The organism is Kineococcus mangrovi (assembly GCF_041320705.1).
GTDB classification, from domain to species: Bacteria; Actinomycetota; Actinomycetes; order Actinomycetales; family Kineococcaceae; genus Kineococcus; species Kineococcus mangrovi.
In genome coordinates, this window is the sequence record NZ_JBGGTQ010000002.1 from 63,122 (window position 1) to 83,385 (window position 20,264).

At 77.6% G+C, this 20,264-nt stretch carries 16 protein-coding genes and 1 tRNA gene; 10 read left to right on the forward strand and 7 right to left on the reverse strand.

Features of this window, described 5'->3' with window-relative positions; all coding sequences use genetic code 11:
* Window positions 1-30: 30 nt before the first annotated feature.
* On the reverse strand, window positions 31-1,485 hold the full coding sequence (locus tag AB2L28_RS03355) for a phytoene desaturase family protein (protein WP_370717323.1): 1,455 nt from the start codon (window positions 1,483-1,485) through the stop codon (window positions 31-33).
* Window positions 1,486-1,562: 77 nt separating this feature from the next.
* Here AB2L28_RS03355 and AB2L28_RS03360 point away from each other — a divergent pair, with 77 nt between their 5' ends.
* From AB2L28_RS03360 to AB2L28_RS03375, 4 genes are all read left to right on the forward strand, one after another.
* On the forward strand, window positions 1,563-3,053 hold the full coding sequence (locus tag AB2L28_RS03360) for a potassium/proton antiporter (protein ID WP_370717838.1): 1,491 nt from the start codon (window positions 1,563-1,565) through the stop codon (window positions 3,051-3,053).
* 22 nt (window positions 3,054-3,075) lie between these two features.
* Window positions 3,076-5,262 carry a phosphodiester glycosidase family protein gene (locus tag AB2L28_RS03365; RefSeq protein WP_370717324.1) on the forward strand — a complete coding sequence of 729 codons (2,187 nt, stop codon included), beginning with the start codon at window positions 3,076-3,078 and terminating at the stop codon, window positions 5,260-5,262.
* 84 nt (window positions 5,263-5,346) lie between these two features.
* Window positions 5,347-5,709 (forward strand): FmdB family zinc ribbon protein, encoded by a 363-nt coding sequence (locus tag AB2L28_RS03370; RefSeq protein ID WP_370717325.1) that lies wholly within the window; start codon window positions 5,347-5,349, stop codon window positions 5,707-5,709.
* Window positions 5,710-5,807: 98 nt separating this feature from the next.
* A complete protein-coding gene (locus AB2L28_RS03375) occupies window positions 5,808-6,494 on the forward strand; it encodes an SAF domain-containing protein (protein ID WP_370717326.1) in 687 nt (228 codons plus the stop codon).
* Between the two features lie 2 nt (window positions 6,495-6,496).
* Here AB2L28_RS03375 and AB2L28_RS03380 read toward each other — a convergent pair whose 3' ends face one another.
* The 4 genes from AB2L28_RS03380 to AB2L28_RS03395 form a co-directional block, all read right to left on the reverse strand.
* The gene (locus tag AB2L28_RS03380) at window positions 6,497-8,587 is read right to left on the reverse strand and encodes a putative bifunctional diguanylate cyclase/phosphodiesterase (RefSeq protein ID WP_370717327.1); all 2,091 of its coding nucleotides are present in this window, start codon (window positions 8,585-8,587) and stop codon (window positions 6,497-6,499) included.
* Between the two features lie 250 nt (window positions 8,588-8,837).
* Window positions 8,838-9,002, reverse strand: coding sequence for a hypothetical protein (locus AB2L28_RS03385; RefSeq protein WP_370717328.1), 165 nt, complete (start codon window positions 9,000-9,002; stop codon window positions 8,838-8,840).
* Window positions 8,999-12,817 carry a hypothetical protein gene (locus tag AB2L28_RS03390; RefSeq protein WP_370717329.1) on the reverse strand — a complete coding sequence of 1,273 codons (3,819 nt, stop codon included), beginning with the start codon at window positions 12,815-12,817 and terminating at the stop codon, window positions 8,999-9,001. Before AB2L28_RS03390 ends, AB2L28_RS03385 begins: the two co-directional genes overlap by 4 nt.
* A 36-nt stretch (window positions 12,818-12,853) precedes the next feature.
* Window positions 12,854-14,488 (reverse strand): PP2C family protein-serine/threonine phosphatase, encoded by a 1,635-nt coding sequence (locus tag AB2L28_RS03395; protein WP_370717330.1) that lies wholly within the window; start codon window positions 14,486-14,488, stop codon window positions 12,854-12,856.
* 229 nt (window positions 14,489-14,717) lie between these two features.
* Here AB2L28_RS03395 and AB2L28_RS03400 point away from each other — a divergent pair, with 229 nt between their 5' ends.
* Window positions 14,718-15,485, forward strand: a complete 768-nt coding sequence (locus AB2L28_RS03400) for a histidine phosphatase family protein (RefSeq protein ID WP_370717331.1) — start codon at window positions 14,718-14,720, stop codon at window positions 15,483-15,485.
* Between the two features lie 9 nt (window positions 15,486-15,494).
* The gene (locus AB2L28_RS03405; protein WP_370717332.1) at window positions 15,495-16,388 is read left to right on the forward strand and encodes an NAD(P)H-hydrate dehydratase; all 894 of its coding nucleotides are present in this window, start codon (window positions 15,495-15,497) and stop codon (window positions 16,386-16,388) included.
* A 24-nt stretch (window positions 16,389-16,412) separates the two neighbouring features.
* Here the strand turns inward: AB2L28_RS03405 and AB2L28_RS03410 are convergent, their stop codons facing one another.
* Window positions 16,413-16,826: a hypothetical protein gene (locus tag AB2L28_RS03410; protein ID WP_370717333.1), complete on the reverse strand. Its 414-nt coding sequence runs from the start codon at window positions 16,824-16,826 to the stop codon at window positions 16,413-16,415.
* 261 nt (window positions 16,827-17,087) lie between these two features.
* On the opposite strand from AB2L28_RS03410, the gene AB2L28_RS03415 reads away from it, so the two are divergent.
* A tRNA-Arg gene (locus tag AB2L28_RS03415) sits at window positions 17,088-17,160 on the forward strand.
* Window positions 17,161-17,208: 48 nt separating this feature from the next.
* Here AB2L28_RS03415 and AB2L28_RS03420 read toward each other — a convergent pair.
* Complete coding sequence (locus AB2L28_RS03420; RefSeq protein WP_370717334.1) at window positions 17,209-17,667, reverse strand: hypothetical protein; 459 nt, start codon at window positions 17,665-17,667, stop codon at window positions 17,209-17,211.
* 238 nt (window positions 17,668-17,905) lie between these two features.
* Between AB2L28_RS03420 and AB2L28_RS03425 the strand changes: the two genes are divergently transcribed.
* The 3 genes from AB2L28_RS03425 (at window position 17,906) to AB2L28_RS03435 (ending at window position 20,263) form a co-directional block, all read left to right on the forward strand.
* Entirely contained in the window at window positions 17,906-18,592 is a 687-nt protein-coding gene (locus AB2L28_RS03425) for a response regulator (RefSeq protein WP_370717335.1), read from the forward strand.
* A gap of 134 nt (window positions 18,593-18,726) precedes the next feature.
* Window positions 18,727-19,047 carry a hypothetical protein gene (locus tag AB2L28_RS03430; protein ID WP_370717336.1) on the forward strand — a complete coding sequence of 107 codons (321 nt, stop codon included), beginning with the start codon at window positions 18,727-18,729 and terminating at the stop codon, window positions 19,045-19,047.
* Window positions 19,048-19,231: 184 nt separating this feature from the next.
* Entirely contained in the window at window positions 19,232-20,263 is a 1,032-nt protein-coding gene (locus AB2L28_RS03435) for a cell wall-binding repeat-containing protein (RefSeq protein WP_370717337.1), read from the forward strand.
* The last annotated feature ends 1 nt before the right edge of the window (window position 20,264 follow it).

Below are 20,264 nucleotides of genomic sequence, written 5' to 3' on the forward strand. Positions count from 1 at the left end.
CAGACCGGCTCGTGGGGTGAGCCGGGTGCGTCAACCACCCCGCCCCGCGGCGACGCGGCGCGAGCGGGCGAGGTCGCGCAGCGCCAGCGTCGCCGCGTGGAAGCCGCACATGCCGTGCACGCCGCCACCGGGCGGGGTCGCCGCCGAGCACAGGTACGTCCCGGGCAGCGGGACGCGGTAGGGCGAGAGCCCGACGACGGGCCGGAACAGCTGCTGGCGCAACGTGAGCGCTCCCCCGCCGACGTCCCCGCCGACGAGGTTGGCGTTCTGCTGCTCCAGCTGCGCCGGTGACGTCTCGACGCGGGCCAGGACCCGGTCGCGGAAGCCCGGCGCGAACCGTTCGACCTGCCGGTCCACCCGCTCCCCCGCGCCCGGGTCGGTCGAGCCCTGCGGCGTGTGCGCGTACGCCCACACGACGCGCTGCCCGCCGGGCGCGCGGCCGGGGTCGGCGGCGTCCTGCTGGGCGAGCAGGACGAAGGGGCGCTCGGGGTGGCGGCCGGCCACGACGTCGGCCTCGGCGGCGGCGACCTCGGCGGCGGTCCCGCCCAGGTGCACGGTGACGGCCCCGGCCAGCCGCGGGTCGCGCCACGGGACGGGCCCGTCGAGGAGGTAGTCGACCTTGAAGGCGCCCGGGCCGTAGCGCCAGCGCCGCAGGGCCGCGGCGTACCGCGGGGGCAGCCGGTCGGCGCCCAGCGCGAGCAGCTGCCGGGGGGTCACGTCGAGGAGGGTGAGGTCCGCCGGCGCCAGCTCGGCGAGCGAGCGGACCGGGTGCCCGGTCACGACGCGGCCGCCGTTCTCGGTCAGGACCCCGTGCAGCGCACGGGTGATGGCCCCGGACCCGCCCTCGGGGACGGGCCACCCGGTCGCGTGGGCGGCCGTGCCGAACAGGGTCCCGAACGCGGAGGTGAGCAGCTGGGTGTGGGGCTGCAGGGCGTGCGCGGCCATGCCCGCGAACAGCGCCCGTGCGGGTTCCTCGCGGAAGGCCGTGCGCACGAAGGCGGCCGCCGGCCAGGCCGCGCGGGCCCCGAACGAGCCCAGCGCCAGGGGCGAGGACGGCACGCGCAGCAGGGGCCCCAGGACGGCGGGGACCAGTTCCTCCCAGCGCGCCACCGGGCCGGCGAACAGGGCGTGCCAGGCCCGGCCGTCGCGGCCCAGCGCACCGGCGGCCTCGTCGAGGTCGTGCGGCAGCACCGCCGCCGGCCCGTCGTCGAGGGGGTGCCCGACCGGGTGGGGACCGTGCCGCCACCGCAGACCGTGCCGTTCGAGCGGGAGGTCGCGCAGGAACGGGCTCGCGACCGCGAAGGGGTGCACGGCCGACCCCAGGTCCGTCACGACCCCGGGGCCGAGGAGCTCGGCGTCCGTGCAGGCCCCACCGACCCGGTCGCGGGCCTCCAGGACGGTGACCTCCAGCCCCGCGCGGGCCAGGACGACGGCGGCCGACAGGCCGTTGGGCCCGGACCCGACGACGGTGGCCGTGCCCCTCACGGGCGCCGGCGCGGGACGGACGGGCGCGGTTCTCCCAGGAGCACGTGAGCACCGTAGCCGTCACGCTACGGTTCGGCATGACCCTGGCGGAGTTCAGCCGCGTGCTGCTGCTGGCCTCCGGTGTCCTGCTGCTGGCGGTGCTCGCCGTGCGGCTGTCGGCCCGCACCGGGCTGCCCTCGCTGCTGCTGTACCTGGCCCTCGGCCTCGTCCTCGGCGAGGACGGCCTCGGCATCCCCTTCGCGGACACGGAGATCGCGCAGGTCCTCGGGTACGGGGCGCTCGTCCTGATCCTCGCCGAGGGTGGGCTGACGACGCGGTGGGAGGCGATCAAGGGCGTCCTGGCCCCGGCCGCCGTCCTGGCCACCGCGGGCACGACCGTCTCGATCGGCGTCGTCGGCGTCGGCGCGCACCTGCTGCTGGGCACGTCCTGGCCGGTCTCCTTCCTGCTCGGTGCCGTCGTCTCCTCCACGGACGCGGCCGCGGTGTTCTCGGTCCTGCGCTCGGTGCCGTTGCCGCCCCGGCTGTCGGGGGTCCTGGAGGCCGAGTCCGGTCTCAACGACGCCCCCGTCGTCATCGCCGTCGTCGCGCTCACCGAGGTGGCCTCCGGGGGCTCCGGGCACGCGTGGTGGTTCTACCTCGGCGAGGCCGCGTTCGAGCTCGGGCTCGGGACGGTCCTGGGGGTGGGGGTCGGAGCCGCGGGGGCGTTCCTGCTGCGGCGCATCGCGTTGCCCAGCTCGGGGTTGTACCCGGTGACCGTGCTGGCCCTGGCGGTCGGGGCGTTCGCCGTGGCCGACGTGCTGCACGCCTCGGGGTTCCTCGCCACCTACCTGTGCGGGCTGGTGCTCGGCAACGCGCGGCTGCCCCACCGGCACGCGACGCGCGGGTTCGCTGAGGCGTCCGGCTGGCTGGCCCAGATCGGCCTGTTCGTCGTGCTCGGCCTGCTGGCCGAGCCCTCCCGCCTGCCCTCGGCGGTGGCCGACGCGCTGCTCCTGGGGGCCGTGCTGACCCTCCTCGCCCGTCCGCTGTCGGTCCTCGTCTCGCTCGCGGGGTTCCGGCTGCCCCGGCGCGACCTGGCGTTCTTGTCCTGGGCGGGTCTGCGGGGGGCCGTCCCCGTCGTCCTGGCGACGGTGCCGGTGGTGGCGGGGATCGACGGGTCCGAGCGGCTCTTCGACCTCGTGCTCGTGCTGGTCGTCGTCTTCACCCTCGTCCAGGCCCCGACGCTGTCCCCGCTGGCCCGGGCCCTGGGGCTCGCGACGGCGGCCCCCACGACCGACCTGGACGTGGAGGTCTCCCCGCTGGGGACCCTGTCGGCCGACGTCGTGCAGGTGCGGGTGGGGCCGCGCTCGCGCCTGCACGGGGTGGAGGTCTTCGAGCTGCGGCTGCCGCGCGGGGCGAACGTGAGCCTGGTGGCCCGCGACGGCACGACCTTCGTCCCGCAGCCGCGCACCGTCCTGCGCCGCGGTGACGACCTGCTCGTCGTCACGGGGACGGCCGAGCGGGCGCTCGTCGAGGAGCGGCTGCAGGCGGTCAGCCGGGAGGGCAAGCTCGCGGGGTGGCGCGAGGCGTGACCCGGGCGTCTACGTTGAGTTCATGCGTCGTCGCACCGTGTTGTCGATGGCAGCGCTCGGCGCGTCCGGCCTGCTCCTGCCGGCCCGGGCGAGGGCCCTGGCGGCGGCCGACGGTCCGCAGACGCTCGCGCCCGGGGTCACCCTCGAACGCTCCACCTCCGCCGGTCCCGTGCGCCAGGTCCTCGTGCGGCTCGCCGCCGGCTCCTCCACCCGGCCCGTGCTGCTGCAGCGGACGCTGAGCTCCCCCCGCACCCCGGCGGAGCTGGCCGCCGCGGCCGGGGCGGTCGCCGCCGTCAACGGCGACTTCTTCGACATCGACCGCACCGGGACCCCCGACGGGCCCGTCGTCCTGGACGGCCGGGCGCTCAAGGCGTCCGCCGACCCGCAGTGGGCCGTCGGTCTCCACGCCGGACCCGACGGCTGGCGGGGGCGGGTGGGACGGGTCGTCCTGCAGGGCTCGGCGACGGTCGGCGGACGGTCCTTCCCGCTGGCGGCGCTGTGCACCCGGACCGTCCCGCCGGACGCGCTGGCGCTCTTCGGCCCCGAGTGGGGCGCTGGTGACCGGTCGCTGACGACGGTCGGCGGCGTCGAGCTGGAGGTCAGCGGCGGCGGCGTCACCGCCGTCCGGGCCCCTGGACCGGTGCCCGTGCCCGCCGGCGGCGGGGTCCTCGTGGCCACCGGCGCCGTCGCCGAGGCCCTCGCGGCCACGGCGGTCGGCACCCCGGTCCGGACGGACGTCCGCGTCCTCGACGACGCGCTCCCGCCCGGCTCGACGGGCTTCGCCGTGGGTGCGCGCCTGGAGGTCGTGCGCGACGGCGTCCTCGCGCCCGTCGACGAGACGGACCCGACCTGGGCGGCGCTGCGGGCCCGCACGGCGGTGGGCTGGACGGCGGACGGGGACCTCCTGCTGCTCACCGTCGAAGGCGGGACGGCCCTCTCGCAGGGTGCGACCGCCGTGCAGACGGGCCGGCGGATGCTCGCCGCGGGTGCCGTCGGGGCGGTCGTGCTCGACGGTGGCGGGTCCGCGCAGCTCGTCGCCCGGACCCCGGGTGACACGGAGGTCAGCGAGGCCGTCGTGCCCTCCGACGGCGCGGCCCGCCCGGTCGCCCACGTCCTGGCGCTCGTGCCCGCGAGCGCCGGCCCCGAGCCGCGCTCGGTCGTCCTGCGCCCGGTCCTGCCCCCGGGGTCGGGGGGCGCGACCGTCTTCCCCGGGCTGGCCACGCTGGTCCGGGTGGTCCCGCTGACGGCCTCGGGCGCTCCGACGGCGGGAACCCCGGTCGTGGACGTCGCCTCGGGCGCGGTGGCGCTCGAGGACCGCGGCCCCGACGAGCAGGGCCGCGCGCGCATCGCCGTGCGGGGCCTCGCGCCGGGGGTGGCCGCGCTGCGCGCCGCGGTGGGCACCGCCGGCGGGGTGCTCGCCGTGCAGGTGCTCGACCCGCTGGTCGGGCTGCGCACCGACCGGCCGTTGAGCCTGTCGGCGGCCGGGTCGACGCTGGACGTCGTGGTCACCGGGCGCGACGCGACCGGTCGGGAGGCGCCCGTCGACGCGACCGACGTGCGCGTGCTGGCCGATCCGGGGGTCCTGACGGCGCGGGCGCTGCCCGAGGGGCGGGTGCGGCTGACCGCCACGGCCGGCGGGCCGGCCTCGACGTGGGTGCGGTTGTCGGCCGCCGGGGTCGAGGTGGCCGTCCCGGCGGCCGTGGGGACCCGCCCGGTCGTGATCGACCCCCTGGCCGATCCCGGCGCCTGGGCGGTGGCCGGCGTGCGGGCCGAGGCGTCGGTCGGGGCCGTGGAGGGTCCGGCCCTGCGGTTGACGTTCGACTTCACGGTGCGACCGGCCGAGCCGGGCACCACGACCGCGGCCCTCGTCGCCCGCGTCCCCCTCGCCGTGCCCCGGGGTGCCACCGGTCTGGCCGTGAGCGTGCGGGGCGAGGGGGCCGGCGGCTGGTTGCGCGCGGTCGTGCGCGTGGACGGCGCGAGCCGCCCGGTGACGTTCGCGGCGCGGGTCGACGCGACGGGCTGGCGGCGCTTCAGCGCCGACCTGCCGGCCACCGCGCAGGAGGTGCTGGTGGAGCGGCTGTACCTCGCGCAGACGTCGGTGGCCGCGCGAGGTGCCGGCGCCCTCGACCTCGCCCGCCTCGAGGCCGAGGTCCCGCCGCTGCCGTCGGGGGGTGGGCCCGTCGCCCGCCGGCCGCGGCCTCGCCGGTGAACGCCCGCGCACCGTCGGTGGCGGGTATCATTGGCACTCGAACGACCCGAGTGCCAGCGGGGTCCTTGAGCTCACGGAGATCGCGTGCCCACCTACGCCTACGCCTGCCAGTCCTGCGGACACTCCTTCGAGGTCCGCCAGTCCTTCAGCGACGACGCCCTGACGGTCTGCCCGGAGTGCTCGGGCTCGCTGCGCAAGCTGTTCAACAACGTCGGCATCGTCTTCAAGGGGTCCGGCTTCTACCGCAACGACTCCCGGTCCTCGAACGGCTCCTCGAACGGCTCGGAGAAGCCCGCGGACAAGTCCGCCGGGAAGTCCTCGGAGAGCAAGCCCGCCTCCTCCGACGCGAAGCCGTCGTCCTCGGGGTCCTCGTCCTCGGGGTCGTCCTCGGGGTCCTCCTCCAGCACCTCCAGCTCGTCCACCGGCGGGTCGACCTCCGCCGCCTGACGTCGCGCCGGTCTCCACAGGCCGCCTGGGACGCCGACCGTCCACAGGCGGCCTGTCGCGTTCGGCGGCCCGGCACCGGGTACGCCTAGCGTCGCGCCGTGCCCGCCTCCCCCCTCGCCGACGTCCCGTTCCGCCCGCCCGCTCCCCCGCCGCGGGGCCCGGGAGCGCGGCGGCGCCGCCGGTTGGCCCGCCGCTGGCTGTCGGCGGGTCTGGTCGCGGCGGCCGGCGGGGTCGCGGTGGCCACGCTCACCCCGCCCTCCCCCGTGCGGGTGCCCGTGCTCGTCGCCGTGCGGGACCTGCCGACCGGCGCCGTCCTCACCGCGGCGGACGTCGCGGCGCAACCGCGGGAGGACGCGACGGTGCCCGACGGCGCCCTGAGCGCGGGGGCGGTCCACGGGGCCGTGCTGGCCGCGCCCGTGCGGCGCGGGGAGGTGCTCACCGACGCGCGGACGACGACCGGACCGCTGCTGGCGGGCCAGCCCGCGGGCACGGTGGCCACGGGCGTCGAGGTGGACGACCCCGCTCTGCTGCAGAGCCTGGCGCCCGGCGCGCGGGTCGACGTCCTGGCCCGCACGCAGGACCCCGTGTCCGGTGCGGCGACGGGCGCGGAACGGGTCGCCGTCGGCGCCGTCGTGCTGCGCGTCCCGTCGGCCGACGGCGCCGGTGGCCTGTTCGGCTCCTCGCCCGCACCGGGGTCGGCGTCGGTGCTGCTCGCCGTCGACCCCCCGACGGCCGCGCGGTTGGCCGCGGCGGCGGGCCGCACCGTGGTGACGGTCCGCTCGTGACGTCACTCGGTGCGCGGGGACACCGGGACGGGCAGGGGGGCCGCACGGGGGTCCCGCCGGCGCAGGAGGTCCAGCACGGCGTCGGCGCTCATCGGCCCGCCGACGTGCTCGCCCTGCGCGGTGTGGCAGCCCAGCGCGGCCAGCGCCCGCTGGGTGGGGGCGTCGGTGACGCCCTCGGCGACGACGCGCAGCCCGAGCTCGCGGGCCATCTGGACGGTGGAGCGCACGATGACGGCCCGGGCCCGGTCCTGGATCATCCCGGTGACGAAGCTGCGGTCGATCTTCAGCTCGTCGACCTCAAGGTCCGTGAGGTAGGTCAGCGACGCCTGCCCGGTGCCGTAGTCGTCGACGGCGACCGAGCAGCCCAGGGCGCGCAACCGGCGCACGACCGCCCGGGCCCGCTCGGGGTCGGACACGATGCCGGTCTCGGTGATCTCCAGGACGAGCGCGCTCGCGGCGACGCGGTGCCGCCGCAGCACCTCGGCGACCAGGCCCGGCAGGTCGTGGTCGGTGAGCAGCCGGGCCGAGAGGTTGACCGAGACGCTCGGCGCGAAACCGGCCGCGTGCCAGCGGGCGGCGTCGGCGAGGGCCCGGTCGAGGACCACGGCCGTCACGCCGGCGACGAGCCCGGACCGCTCGGCGAGCGGGATGAACCGGTCGGGCCCGACGGGCCCGAGCTCGGGGTGGCGCCAGCGGACGAGGGCCTCGGCCCCCACGACGGCGTCCGTGGCCGGGTCGACCTGCGGCTGGTAGCGCACGAAGAGCTCCCCGCGGTCGACGGCCCGGCCCAGGTCACCGAGCAGCCGGAGGCGCTCGATGCTGTTGACGTCCCGCCGACCCGCGTAGGTGCAGGCCCGGCCGCGCACCTGCTTGGCCTGGTAGAGGGCCACGTCGGCGCTGCGGAGCAGGGACGGCGCGCTGGTGCCGTGCTGGGGCGCGAGGGCGACCCCGACGCTGGCGGGCAGCAGGACCTGCAGGTCGCCGACGCGCAGCGGCCTGGACATCTCCTCCACGACGGCGAGGGCCAGCCCCTCGGCCTGGAGCCCGTCGGGGACGAGCAGCCCGAACTCGTCGCCCCCGAGGCGGGCCACGACGGCGTCGGCGGGGACCTGGGCGGTGAGCCGCCCCGCGACCTCGCGCAGCAGGACGTCCCCGACGGGGTGCCCGAGGGTGTCGTTGACGTCCTTGAAGTGGTCGAGGTCGACGACGAGGAGCCCCGGGGCGGGGGCGGGGGCGGCCCCCGCGCGCAGGAGGCGCGCCGTCGCGGCGAGGAGGGCGTCGCGGTTGGGCAGCCCGGTGAGGTCGTCGACGAGGGCCCGGCGCTCGTGGCGGCGGGCCACGGCGGCGCTGACGAGCATCACCGACAGCGGGACGCACACGAGCAGCAGCAGCCAGGGACCGCCCTCGGCGCTGACGACGACCACGGGCGCCGAGGCGAGGACCGCCAGCGTGAGCAGCAGACCGGAGGCCGACCCGGCGCGGACGAGCCGCCGCGGGGACCGGACGACGACGCGCCGGGAGGCCGAGTGCGCGAGCCCCTGCGCGATCAGGCCGGCCGCCCCCGCCACGAGCACGGAGGGCCAGTCGGTGGGGTCGCGCAGCGCGGGCCCGTCGGCGGCGGGGGCCCCCAGCAGCACGTCGAGGACGACCCCGCAGACGAGCACCCCCACCAGCGAGGTCCCCACGGCCACGACGACCACCTGCGGTCCGGACCCGCGCCGCAGGTGGCGCACCGCGGTGGGGACGGCCCGCACGAGGAGGGCCAGCGAGAGGGGCCCGAGGGCGACGAGGGCGACGAGGAAGCCCCACGACACCGGCAGGGGTTCACCGCGACCGCCGGCGCGGCGGGTCACGGGCCGGGACTCGGCCACGAGGACGACGAGGGCGAGGACGAGGGAGAAGCGCCAGGCGTCCCAGGGCGCCGGACCGGCGAGGGCGGCGAGGGCGGCGAGGGCGAGGACACCGACCGCGGCGGCGACCGCCAGGAGGCCCGCGGCCAGGGGCACGACGGGCCGCGACCGGCGCGCGGGTCCACGGGGGGAACGGCGGGCGAGGGGGCGCGGGGCGACGAACGCGGCCGTCGAGCGCTGCATCTGCCACCTCCCGCCACCGGACCCCGACCCTTCGGACGGACCGGGCACGTGCCCCCCGTCCGGGGGACGCCGAGCGGCGGTCCGGGCCCATCATGGGGGTCGTGGCGGCGTGGCAGAAGCTCTGAGCGGGCTCCCGGCCGCACTTTCGACCGAGAGTCAGTATGGTTGAGCGTTCAGTCAGGTTCGGGTGTCGTTGCGCAGCCGTTCCCTGACTCAGCGTGTCCGACCTGCACCTCGGAACGCACGGCGCTCAGTCCCAGTGCGGCGGGCGCTGCGAGAGGTACCACTCGTCGTCGTACCCCGGTCCCGACCGCTCACCCCACCCCTCGTCGCGGTCGTCCGCGGACCGCTCGTCCTCCAGCGGGACGTCCCGGTCCACGCCGTCCTCGGGCCCCCCGCCCGGTGCCGCGCTCACGGCAGCTGCACCCCGATCCGGTCCAGCTCGGCGGTCCGCGCCCGCCGGTCCGGGTCGAGGTCCCGGCGCCGGTCGGGATCTCGGCCGGGGTCGGGGTCGGGGTCGGGGTCGACGGTCACGGCCGGGGCGACCAGGTCCACGACCCACGGCAGGTCGTGCCCGGCGTCGGCCAGCGCGTCGCGCCACAGGCCCGCGACGCGGTCCGCCTCGGCGTCCGCGTCGGCGAACACGTCCGCGGTCAGGACCCGCACGTACCGCCACCCCCGCCGCTCCAGCTCGGTGGGCCCGTCGACCTCGCGGTCCACGACGTCACCACCGGCCCACGCCGCGTCGTCGAGCTCGACGACGAGCGCCGGTCCCGCACCCGCGCGGGCGCGGGCGTCGCGGACGACGAGCGCGAGGACCCGGGAGGCGCCGACCTCGCACCGGACCGGCAGGCCGACGCGGCGGCACGCGGCGGCGAGGCGCCGCACCACCGCGTCGGACCCCGGACGCTCCGGGCGACCGGACCCGGCGAGCAGCTCGTCGCGCTCCCAGGCCCGGGCGGTCCGCTCCAGCAGCCCCCGGCCGTCCTCCACACCCTCCTCGTCCGGCCCCTCGGCCTCCCGGGCACCACCCCGGTCGGCGCTCCAGCCGGAGTCGTCCAGCACGAGGGTGGTGCGCAACCGGCTGCGGGTCAGCGCCATCCACGCCTCGGCCCGTCCCGTGGCCCGGCCCTCGCCGTCCGGGTCCCCGCCCTCGCCGGCAGCGCCCAGCGCGGGACCGTTCAGGACGGCGTCGGTGACCACGAGCACGTGGTCGCGGCGCTCGCCGGCCCAGCGGACGGGCGTCCCGACGAGCAGGGGCTCGCGGCCGACGGACAGCGGCAGACCGCGGTCCATCGCCTGGCGGCGGACCGTGTCGGCCAGCAGCTCGGCCCCCGCCGCGTCCGGCACGACCACGCCCAGGGACTCCTCCGGGTGGGAGGTCAGCGCGGCCAGGGCCGTCTCCACGACGAGGTCGACGAGGGCGTCCGGACCGCGGCGCGCCCCCGGCGGGCGGTCCGAGGTGCGGGCCGTGGCCCGGCCGTCCAGACCGGCGCCGGGCAGGGAGGACTGCCCCGGTGGCACCGGGGCACCCGTCAGGAGCGTGTCGTCGAGCAGGGCGTGCTGGCGGTCCAGGCGCAGGGTCGGCAGGACACCCTCGACGTCGGCGAACAGGCTGTCCCGCACCGGTCCGGGCACCACGTGCTCGTCGCGCGCGGTGGGCAGGTCGGTCGGTCCGGGGAGGTGCGGGTCGCCCACCACGAGGACGCGCGCGGCGCGCGAGAGCGCCGGGAGCGCGGCCGCCGTCCTGGTGGCCTGAGCCCCCAGCACGACGAGCAGGTCGGCGTCCGGGACGTCGTCGGCCAGCCGGGCCACGCCCGCCGCGGACAGCGCGGTCACGGGCAGCAGGTCACCGGGGCGGCCCGACGCCTGGGCCCGGGAGTCGACCTCGGCCCGGGCCCGGGCCGTCTGCCGGCCGCGGCGCGCGGCCACCGCCAGCTGCAGCTCGTAGCGCGCCGTGCGCAGCGCAGCCGCCTCCCCCGTGCCCACGAGCGGGTCGACCATCGAGATGGCGTCCAGCACCCCCGCCCACCAGGCGCGTTCCACCTCCGAGGGCAGGTGCAGGCTGCCCGGGCCGTCCCAGCGCGCGCGCAGGTCCTCCAGCACCCCGCCCCAGCCACCGTCCTCGAGCTCGTCGAGCAGCACGGTCCGGCGCGGCAGCGGGCCGAGGGCGTCCGCGTCCGCGGCCAGCTGCCGCAGGAGCGCGGACAGCTCCGGCAGCTGGACGTCCTGCAGGGACGCCGCCCCCAGGTCCGTCCACGAGCGCGTCGGCAGGACCCGCGCCAGGTCGTCGAGCTCCTGGCGCACCGCCGCCACCGCGGCGACGAGCGCGTCGAGGTCGTCGGGCACCACCGGCGCGTTGTCCCGCACGGACACGCGTTGCCAGCGCAACCGCTCCGAACGCGCCTGCTGCAGCCACGCGTGCAGGGTGGACCAGTCACCGGCGGAGACGTCGGGGCGCAGCAGGGCCCGGGCCTCGCGCCGCAGTCGCCAGCGTCGCACCCAGCCCTGTCGAACCTCGTGCTCGCGCCGCCACTGCGGCGTGGCCGTGGCGGCCGCCACGTCGCCGAGGGACTGACCGAACACGTCGGCGCCGAAGCGACCGACGGTGGTGCGGACCCCTTCGAGCAGCGCGGTGCGGTCAGCCGCCTCCCCGACCGAGGCGGCACCGCGCAGACCCGCCGCGTCGCAGACCGTCGCCAGGAGCGCGCGCAGGGCCGGCAACCGCTGGCCGATGAGGTCCTCGACCCGGGCCAGGGCCTGCTGCGCGACCTGCGGGGTGCGCAGGTCCGCACCCGCCCAGGGCGTCGTGCCGGGGCCGACGTCGAAGGCCCCCAGGTCGACGGCCTCCACGAGGCGCTCCGCCCAGCGGGGCAGGTCCTCGCGCGAGCAGCCCGACAGGTCCTCACCGCGCAACCGGCGGCTCGTCGTCGGCGGCGCGGGCCGCTCGGCCAGGTCGAGCAGGGCGTGCACGGCCTGCGCCGCGCTGACGCCCCACGGGTCGCGGGGCCGGTGCAGGGCGCGGGCGTGCTCGTCGAGGGCCGTCGCCGGCGCGGCGACGTCCGGTTCGGCGACCTCTGCCGGGGCCGGGGCGTCCAGGCGGGCCCGGACCTCGCGGCGGGCCGCGTCGAGCTGGACGGAGGCGTCGTCGGCCGAGCCGTCCAGGTCCGCGACCAGGTGCAGCAAGAGACGCCCGAAACCGTTGTCGCGCAGCCGTTCGTCCACCGCTCGCCGGTCGGCGGCCGAGTCGGCGACGAGGAGCACCCGGCGCCCTGCGACGACCTCGGAGGCGATGACGGCGGCCGCGACCTGCGTGGCGCCCGTCCCGGTCGGGGCGTCGAGCCGCACGTCGCGGCCCGCCAGGACGGTCTCGACGACGCGACGCTGGGCCGGGTCGAGCGCGAACCCCTCGACGGCCGCCGGCACGGCCGGGACCTGCCCGGGGGCGGGCGGGGGCGGCGGGTCCACCGGCCGGCGCGCCGCGATGGCGGCGACGACGCGGTGCTCGCGCACGAGGCCCCCGCGGCGGCGCAGGTCGGCCAGCAGGTCCGCGCCGGGGTCGGCGAAGGTCGCCAGCAGGAGACGGCGCTCGACCCGCAACCCGCGGGTGCCGGCCAGCTGGCGGCGCAGCTCGTCCATCGCGGGGTTCGGGTCGAAGCCCCAGTGCGCCCCGACCGCGGACCCGATGCGGCGCGTGTCGAGGTCGACGCCGAGCTCGGCGCGCGCGACCCGGACGAGGACGGGGTTGACGATCACCTCGGGGGCCAGCTGCACGACGAAGTCGTCCAGCGCCTCGGTGGCGGGGGTGAGGGTGCAGCGACGCAGCAGCACGGGGGTGCGCCGCGGGGGGCGCAGCGCAGGGGGCGGGGCCCCCTCGGCGAGCGTCGCGGCGTCCGGCTCCTCCGCCAGGGACCACCCCGCGGTGCCGACGGCGACCGCGAGCGAGCGGGTGCCCCGCTGAGCCAGCAGCGCCGCCGCGAGGCGGTGGGTGGTGCGGGCCCGGCGACGGGCCTCGGCGAAGGCCCCCGCCTCGCGCACGAGGCTCGTCAGGGGGGCCGGGCCACCCGCCAGGAGCTGGGCCAGGCCGGAGGGGTGCGCGGTGGTCAGGTCGAGCACGGCGTCGGTCCCCACCGGGCAGTCCAGCAGCGCCGAGGTGCCGCCGAGGGCCTCCGCCTCCGCCCACCAGCGCCGACGCGTGGAGTCGGGACCGGGCGCGGGAGAAGACGTCACGTGGTCAAGGTTAGGCGCCGTGCGGCGCGGATCGGGTCAGGTGCCCGGCTCCTGCGCGCCGTCGCGGTCGACCGGCGCCGAGGGCACGGCGACGGTCCCGCGCGACAGGGCCACCAGGGTGACGTCGTCGCGCGCGCGACCGCCGCTGAAGCGCCGCGCGACGTCGAGCGCCTCGTCGACGAGGGCCTGCGGCGTGAGCTCCGGCAGCCCCCCGAGGGCGTGCAGCACCCCGCCGATGCCCAGCTCGTCGGTGCTGCCCGTCGGCCGGGCCTCGGTGAGACCGTCGGTGTAGACGACGAGGACGGACCCCGGCGCCAGCGACGTCGTCCGGGTCTGCCAGCTCCCCGGGACGTCCAGGTGCAGCCAGGACAGCAGCGGGCCGGTGGCCTCCAGCTCGGTGACGACGCGCACGCCCCCGTCCTCCCCGTCGGTCCGCAGCACCACCGGCGCCGGGTGACCGGCGTTGGCGTACGACACGGTGCCGGAGTCGGGGTCGACGACCACGACGACGCAGCTGGCGAAGCGCTCGGCCTCGTCGGCGAAGACGCGGGCCGCCATGGCCAGGGCCAGGTCCGGTTCGGGGGCCAGGTGCAGCGCCGCCTCCAGCAGCCGCTTGAGCTGGATCGCGACGATCCCGGCGCGCGCACCGTGCCCCGACACGTCGGCGACGACCACGGCGAACCGGCCGTCGGCCAGCGGCAGCACGTCGTACCAGTCCCCGGCCAGCAACCCCTCCGCCGGGCGCAGCGCCGCCGCCGACGACCAGCCGGGGACGACGGGCAGGTCGTGGGCGGCGAGCTGGTCGCGGACCTCGGCGACGAGCGGCTGCCCCTGCTGCAGCGCCTCGCGCGCCGAGACGGCCTCGGCGAGCTCGTCGAGGATGCGCCGGCGCATCGTCTCGGCCGAGGCGGCGACGGCGGCCAGCTCGGGCGGGCCGGGCAGCGTGATGGGTTCCTGCAGGTCCCCGCGGGACACCTGCAGCAGCTGGGCGGACAGCGAGCCGAGCGGGCGCAGGACCCACCGGCGGACGAGGTACAGGACGGCCGGGACGATGAGGAGGGTGACGCCGGCGACGAGCAGCTGCACGTAGCGGAACTGGTCCCGCTGGTCCTCCAGGACCTCCCGCGACCTCTCCTCGATGCCGCGGATCCGGTCCCGGAGGGTTTCCAGGTCCTCGTTGACGGTCAGCAGCGCGCGGGAGGACGGGTTGTCGAGGATCGACCTGTTCAACTGGTCCTGGTCCTGCCCCGCCTTGAAGGCCGCCTGGTCGTCGGCGAGGCTGCGCCAGTACGCCGCGTCGTCCAGCACGCGGACCAGGTCCTGCCGGACCGTGGCGTCGAGGGCGGTGTTGCGGGTCGCCTCCACGAGCCGCCCGCGCACCTGCTCGTAGCGCTGCATCGCCTCGTCGCGCTCGGTCGACGCCTCGGCCTGACGCTCGAGGCTCGAGGCCGTGATGAAGAGCTGGTTCCTCGCCTGGGCCTCGACCACGCTCCGGGCGAGGTCGTCGACCTCCTGCGAGAGCCGGACGTCGGACTGGGCCGCCTGGCGGTCCGTGGAGCCTGAACCCACCCAGGGGTTCCAGGCGATGACGAGGACCGTCAGGACGAGGACGACCAGCAGGAACGAAATGCCCATGACCGAGACCCGGCGCTGCAGGGTGGTCCGGGTCATGAACCGGTGCCACGCGCTCGCCACCCCGCTCAGCTGCCCCACCCCCTCGGCCCCGCGCACCGGTGTGGATCACCGGCCGGTCGGCACACACCTTGTCATCCCCGGTCGCGCCGGGTCACTCACCGGTCCCACGCCCGGGCCACCCGGATCGTTCCCCCCCGGGTATCCGGGTGCCCGGGTGTGTCGTCCCGACGGGCGGGACGGCGGGTGAGGCGGTAGGGGTGGTCGGGTGAACGCCGCCCTCCCCCAGCCCGCCGGACTGGTCCTCGTCCGGCACGGGCAGTCGACGGGGAACCTCGCCGACGCCCACGCCCGCTCCACGGACGCGGAGGTGGTGGACGTCGAGGAACGGGACGCCGACGTGCCGCTGTCGCCGCTGGGCCGGGCGCAGGCCGCGGCCGTCGCGCACTGGCTGACGCGGGACCCGGCGGCGCCACCGGTCCCCGACGTCCTGCTCGCCTCGCCGTACCGGCGCGCCCACGACACGGCGCGCGCGATCGCGCAGGAGCTGCGGGCAGGGGGTCGCGACGTGGAGCTGCGCACCGACGAGCGGCTGCGCGAGCGGGACCTCGGGTGGTGGGACGGCCTGACGGGGCGCGGGGTGCGGGCCCGGTTCCCGGAGGAGGCCGAACGGCGCCGCCGGATCGGCAAGTTCTACTACCGGCCCCCGGGCGGGGAGAGCTGGTGCGACGTGGCCCTGCGGGTGCGCAGCCTGCTGGCGGGCCTGCGCGAGGAGCACGCCGGCCGGCAGGTGCTGCTGGTCTCGCACCAGGCGGTGGTGATGAACGCCCGGCTCGTCCTGGAGGACCTCGACGAGGAGTCCGTGCTGCGGCTGGACGCCGAGCAGCCGCTCGCCAACTGCTCCGTCACGGCCTACCGCGCCGACGGCGGCCGCCTCGTGCTCGACCGCGCCGGGGACACCACGGCGGTGCGCGACGTGCGCGTCACCGACGACGCCGTCGACGACGAACCGCGTGACGTGCAGGCGGGCGGGTAGGGGTCCGGCATGAGTCCCGCACCCGGTGCCGTCACCGTGACCTCCGCCGTCCTGCGCGAGTGGCCGCTGCCCCCGCCGGGGGTGGGCAAGGAGTCGCGGGGCCGCACGGTGGTCCTCGGCGGCAGCGTCAGGACCCCCGGGGCGGTGCTGCTGGCGGCCGAGTCCGCCCTACGGTCGGGGGCGGGCAAGCTGCAGGTCGCGACGACGGCCGGCACGGCCGTCGCCCTCGGGGTGGCGCTGCCGGAGGCGCTCGTCCTGGGCCTGCCGGAGACGGGCGAGGGCGCGATCGACCCGGTCTGCGCCGACGACGAGGACCTGACCGAGCTCGTCGGCGGGGCGCACGCCGCGCTGCTCGGCGTGGGGGCCGTGGGCGAGCGGGCCGTCCGCTCGCTGCTGGAGGCGCTCGTGCCGCGCCTGGGGACGACCGTCGTCCTCGACGCCCTCGGGCTGGCCCCGGTGACGGCTGACGTCACCTTCCTGCACCACCTCGACGGGCGGGCCGTCCTGACGCCGAACCTCGCCGAGCTGGCGATCGTGCTCGACGCCGACCCCGAGGAGGTCGAGGGTGACGTGGGCGCCGCGGCGCGCGAGCTGGCCCGGCGCAGCCGCTGCACGGTGGCCGCCGGCGGCGGGGAGTCGTGGGTGGCGGCGCCGGACGGCCGGTCCTGGCGGGACGCCTCCGGCGGGGCCGGGCTGGGCGTCTCGGGGTCCGGTGACGTGCTGTCCGGGATCATCACGGGCCTGTGCGCCCGGGGCGCCGACCCGACCCAGGCCGCCGTCTGGGGCGTCCACCTGCACGGCAGGGCCGGTGACCGCCTCGCCAGCGCGGTGGGGCGGCTGGGGTTCCTGGCCCGCGAGCTGCCCGCGCAGGTGCCGGGGGTGCTCGCCGAGGTCGAGGCCTGAGGGCCTCGTCCCGGGCGGGCGACGTCAGGCGAGGAGCGCGGTGGCCGTCGGCACGACGTCGGCGGCCGGGACCTGCAGGCGCCAGCTCGTGGCCGAGCGGTTGGCGCACGTGTCGGGGTCGCCCCCGGCACCGGCCCACGTCTGCGGCTGGGCGGTCACCTTCCAGGCGTCGCCGCCCTGCTGGCGGGCGCGGGCGGCCAGCGCGGCGTCGCCGGCGCGCAGGGCGGCGGACACGATGACGTCCACGGCGCGCCCCAGGGAACGGGCGTCGTAGAAGGAGACGGTGCAACCGCCCTCGGAGACCTCGGTGGCCACGAGGATGCAGCCGGACTCGACGAGCGCGGCGTGCAGGGCCGCGACGGCGGCCTGCTCGCGCGGGGCGCGGCGGGGGGCCGGGACGCGGGTGTGGCCGGCCGGGCGAGCGGTGGTGACGGACATGCGGGACTACTCCTCGAGTGACGGCGACTGCCGGGTGTCGGCGTCCCCGTCGACGTGGTCCGACGCCCGAGAAGGCCATCGGTCGGTGTTCTGCACGGCTTGAGTGTAGGCACCCGGACGGGTCCACCCCGACCACACCCCTCGCCCGTTCGCCTGCGGCGCAGCGAAAATCAACGACGTCCTGTCGTAGTTCGTCGATGTCGAACGGGTCCGACCCCGCCGGCGCGGGCGGGGTCCACCGGGCCGGTAGGCTGCCACCGGGCCCCCATAGCTCAGGGGATAGAGCATCGGTTTCCTAAACCGTGTGTCGCAGGTTCGAATCCTGCTGGGGGCACTGCGCGGGACCGCGGGTCTGCAGGACCGCGGTGGGCCGGCAGCACGATCAGGTGCGGAAGTCGACGGTGGCCCGGCCCCCGTGCTCCTCGAAGTAGCGCCGGGCGCGGTCGAACTGCCGCGGGCTGAGCAGCGGTTGCAGCGTCCCCGCGTCATCGTGGACGTTGAAACCCGCCAGGAGGCGCACGTAGGCGATGTCGATCGGGCACCCCTGCGGCAGCGAGCCGTCGTCCCGGTCGGCGGCGACCTGGGCGGCCAGGGCCGAGGACCCGACCTCCTCCAGGGAGGCGACGTCGGTCAGCTCCGGCCCCGGGCCGAGCACCGCCCTGAGGAACGAGCGGTCGCTGACGGTCAGGGAGGCCAGGATGCGCGACTGGCGGGCCCGGGCCTCGCGCGAGGACGAGGTCCCCGACGCGTTCACCACCTGCGTGATCGCCAGCCCGTTGAGGTCGCGGGTCGAGGAGGACAGACCCGGCTCACCGGTGGTGGCAGGTGAGGAAACGTTCACGTGGGTGCTCCTCGGGGATCCAGCTCCGTGGCCGTGCGCGGACCCGTTCCCCTTCGACACGTGACGGTGCGTGCTTGAGCCTGTCGCCGGTCGACCCGTCCGCGACCCCCGTGCGGGCGTCCGGCCACCGTGGGCGACACGAGGCGCGGGTCCGGGCCCGGCGCGGGCGCTCCCCGGTCGCTCCACGGGCCCTGCACCGGCACCGGCTCCCCCGGGCCCCGCCTGCGATGCTGGGGACGTGGACGAGTCCCCCGGCACCACGCCCGCGAGCGCGGACGGCGTGCGCGTCCTCGTGGTCGACGACGAACCCCTCGTCCGCTCGGGCCTGACGGCCATCCTGTCCTCGGCTCCGGACCTGGACGTGGTCGCGGCCGTGGGGGGCGGCGCGGCGCTGGACGCGCTGCACCGCTTCCGGGTGGACGTGCTGCTGCTGGACCTGCGGATGCCCGACGTCGACGGCCTGAGCGTCCTGGCGGGCCTGGCGCAGCTGCCGCGCCGACCGGCCGTGGCCGTGCTGACGACGTTCCACGCCGACGAGAAGGTCGCGGCCGCGCTGGCCGCCGGCGCCGACGGCTACCTGCTGAAGGACACCGACCCCGACCAGCTCGTCCAGCACGTCCGGGCCCTCGCGCGGGGGGCGAGGGTCCTGTCCCCCGGGGTGACCGCGACGGTCGTGCAGGGGTTCCTGCGCTCGCGCGGGTCGGTGCCGGCGCAGGAGGCGCTGCGCCGCCTCACCCCGCGCGAGCACGAGGTGCTCCTCCTGCTCACCGAGGGCGCGCAGAACGCCGAGATCGCCGAACGGTTGTTCGTCTCGCTGCCGACGGTCAAGGAGCACGTCGGCGCCGTCCTCACCAAGCTCGGGGTCAGCAACCGGGTGCAGGCCGCCGTGCTGGCGGTGCGGGCGGGTGTCGTGGGCGGGGCCTGAGGGCAGCAGGTGGTCACCGCCCGCGAGAGGGGACCCTCCGGAAGGAGGGGGCGCGCGGGGCCGGTCGCCGTCGACCATTCCGGCATGGACGACCGGACGGATGCGTGGACGGGTGCGTGCACGGGGGTGCGGGGGTGAGCCGCACGGCCGACTGGGCCCGCGACCACCTCGTGGTGCTCGTGCAGCCCGGCGGTGCGCTCGCGGTCTGGTCGACGGGGGCGCGCACGCTGGTGCTCCGGGACGCCACCGACCAGCAGGTCACCGACCACCTCGTCGCCCGGTCCCTCACCGGGGGCGGGGGCGGCCCGGACGGCGGGGCCCACGCCGAGCGGCGGGCGCTGCACGCGGCCCGCTGGGCGGTGGGCCGGGCCCGCCAGGGCCTGCAACCGCGGATCCACCTGCCGCGGTGGGAGGACGTCGCCGCGTCGGGACCGGGAGCCCCTGCCCGGCCCTGACGGGCCGACCGCTCGGCCGGGTCCGGTGCCGGCGGGGACCGGTGCCGACGTCGTCACCGCGGCGGGGCGGCGGTGGGCCGTGCGGGTGAGTTCCGGCCCCAGGAAGGCGCCGCGGGCGACGGTGCCCTAGTTTCTCGAACGCGGTGGCGAGGTCGCCCCGTGCCCTGCGACAAGAGGAACCACGATGCGCCTGGCCCGCCGTTCGACCCTGTCCGCCCTCGCCGCCACCGCCCTGCTGTCGACGGTGTGCGCGGGAGCCGCGCAGGCGTCCACCCCGGTGCCCAAGGTCGGCACCCCCTTCCCCTACGTCGGCCTCGTCCGGGCGGCCGGCGTCGACCGCTACGAGACGGCCGCCGTCATCTCCCAGGGGTCCTTCCAGCCCTCCAGCGGCAGCGCCGTGTTCATCACCAGCGGCGAGGCCCCGGCCGACGCGCTGACCGCCGGCCCGGCGGCGGCCTCCCTCGACGCCCCGCTGCTGCTGACCCGGGCCGACGACCTGCCCGCCGCGACGGCGACCGAGCTGGCCCGCCTCAAGCCCTCGACCGTCTACGTCATCGGCGGCACCGACCGCGTCTCGGAGGCCGTCCTGAGCCGGATCGGCACCGCCGCGGCGGGTTCGACGGTGACCCGCATCGCCGGGGCGACCCGGTACGAGACGGCGGTCGACGTCGCCGAGGAGTTCTTCCCGAACCCCGAGGGCGTCGTCGTCACCCGCGGCGACACCTTCCCCGACGCGCTCTCGGGCGGGGCGGCCGCGGCCTCGGCCGGGGTGCCGGTGATGATCACCGAGCCGACGTCGATCCCCGCCCCGGTGGCGCAGTGGATGGCGCAGCACACCTTCGCCGCCAGCGTCGTCGTGGGCAGCTCGGCCTCGGTGAGCGACCAGGTCGCCGCGACCGTCGCGAGCCGCACGAGCAGCGCGGCCGAGGCCACCCGCATCGCCGGCGCCGACCGGTACGACACCTCCGCCGCCGTCGCCGCCGAGCTGTTCCCGCAGGCCTCGACGGTGGTCATCGCGACGGGCGACGACTTCCCCGACGCCCTGGCCGGGGTCCCCGCCGCCGCCGTCAACGCGGCCCCGGTGCTGCTCCTGCCGCAGGCGTGCACCCCCGCGTCCCTGGCCGCCTACGTCCAGGGCAACACCGGCATCACCGCCGAGATCGTGCTCGGCGGGCCCACCTCGGTGACGCCCGAGGCGCTGACGACGAACTGCTGAC

Excerpts from the sequence above, each read along its gene's own strand:
- AB2L28_RS03360 (WP_370717838.1), top strand. The coding sequence starts at position 1,563 with ATGACCCTGGCGGAGTTCAGCCGCGTGCTGCTGCTGGCCTCCGGTGTC.
- AB2L28_RS03365 (WP_370717324.1), top strand. The coding sequence starts at position 3,076 with ATGCGTCGTCGCACCGTGTTGTCGATGGCAGCGCTCGGCGCGTCCGGC.
- AB2L28_RS03380 (WP_370717327.1), bottom strand. The coding sequence starts at position 8,587 with ATGCAGCGCTCGACGGCCGCGTTCGTCGCCCCGCGCCCCCTCGCCCGC.
- AB2L28_RS03395 (WP_370717330.1), bottom strand. The coding sequence starts at position 14,488 with ATGACCCGGACCACCCTGCAGCGCCGGGTCTCGGTCATGGGCATTTCG.
- AB2L28_RS03405 (WP_370717332.1), top strand. The coding sequence starts at position 15,495 with ATGAGTCCCGCACCCGGTGCCGTCACCGTGACCTCCGCCGTCCTGCGC.
- AB2L28_RS03410 (WP_370717333.1), bottom strand. The coding sequence starts at position 16,826 with ATGTCCGTCACCACCGCTCGCCCGGCCGGCCACACCCGCGTCCCGGCC.
- AB2L28_RS03435 (WP_370717337.1), top strand. The coding sequence starts at position 19,232 with ATGCGCCTGGCCCGCCGTTCGACCCTGTCCGCCCTCGCCGCCACCGCC.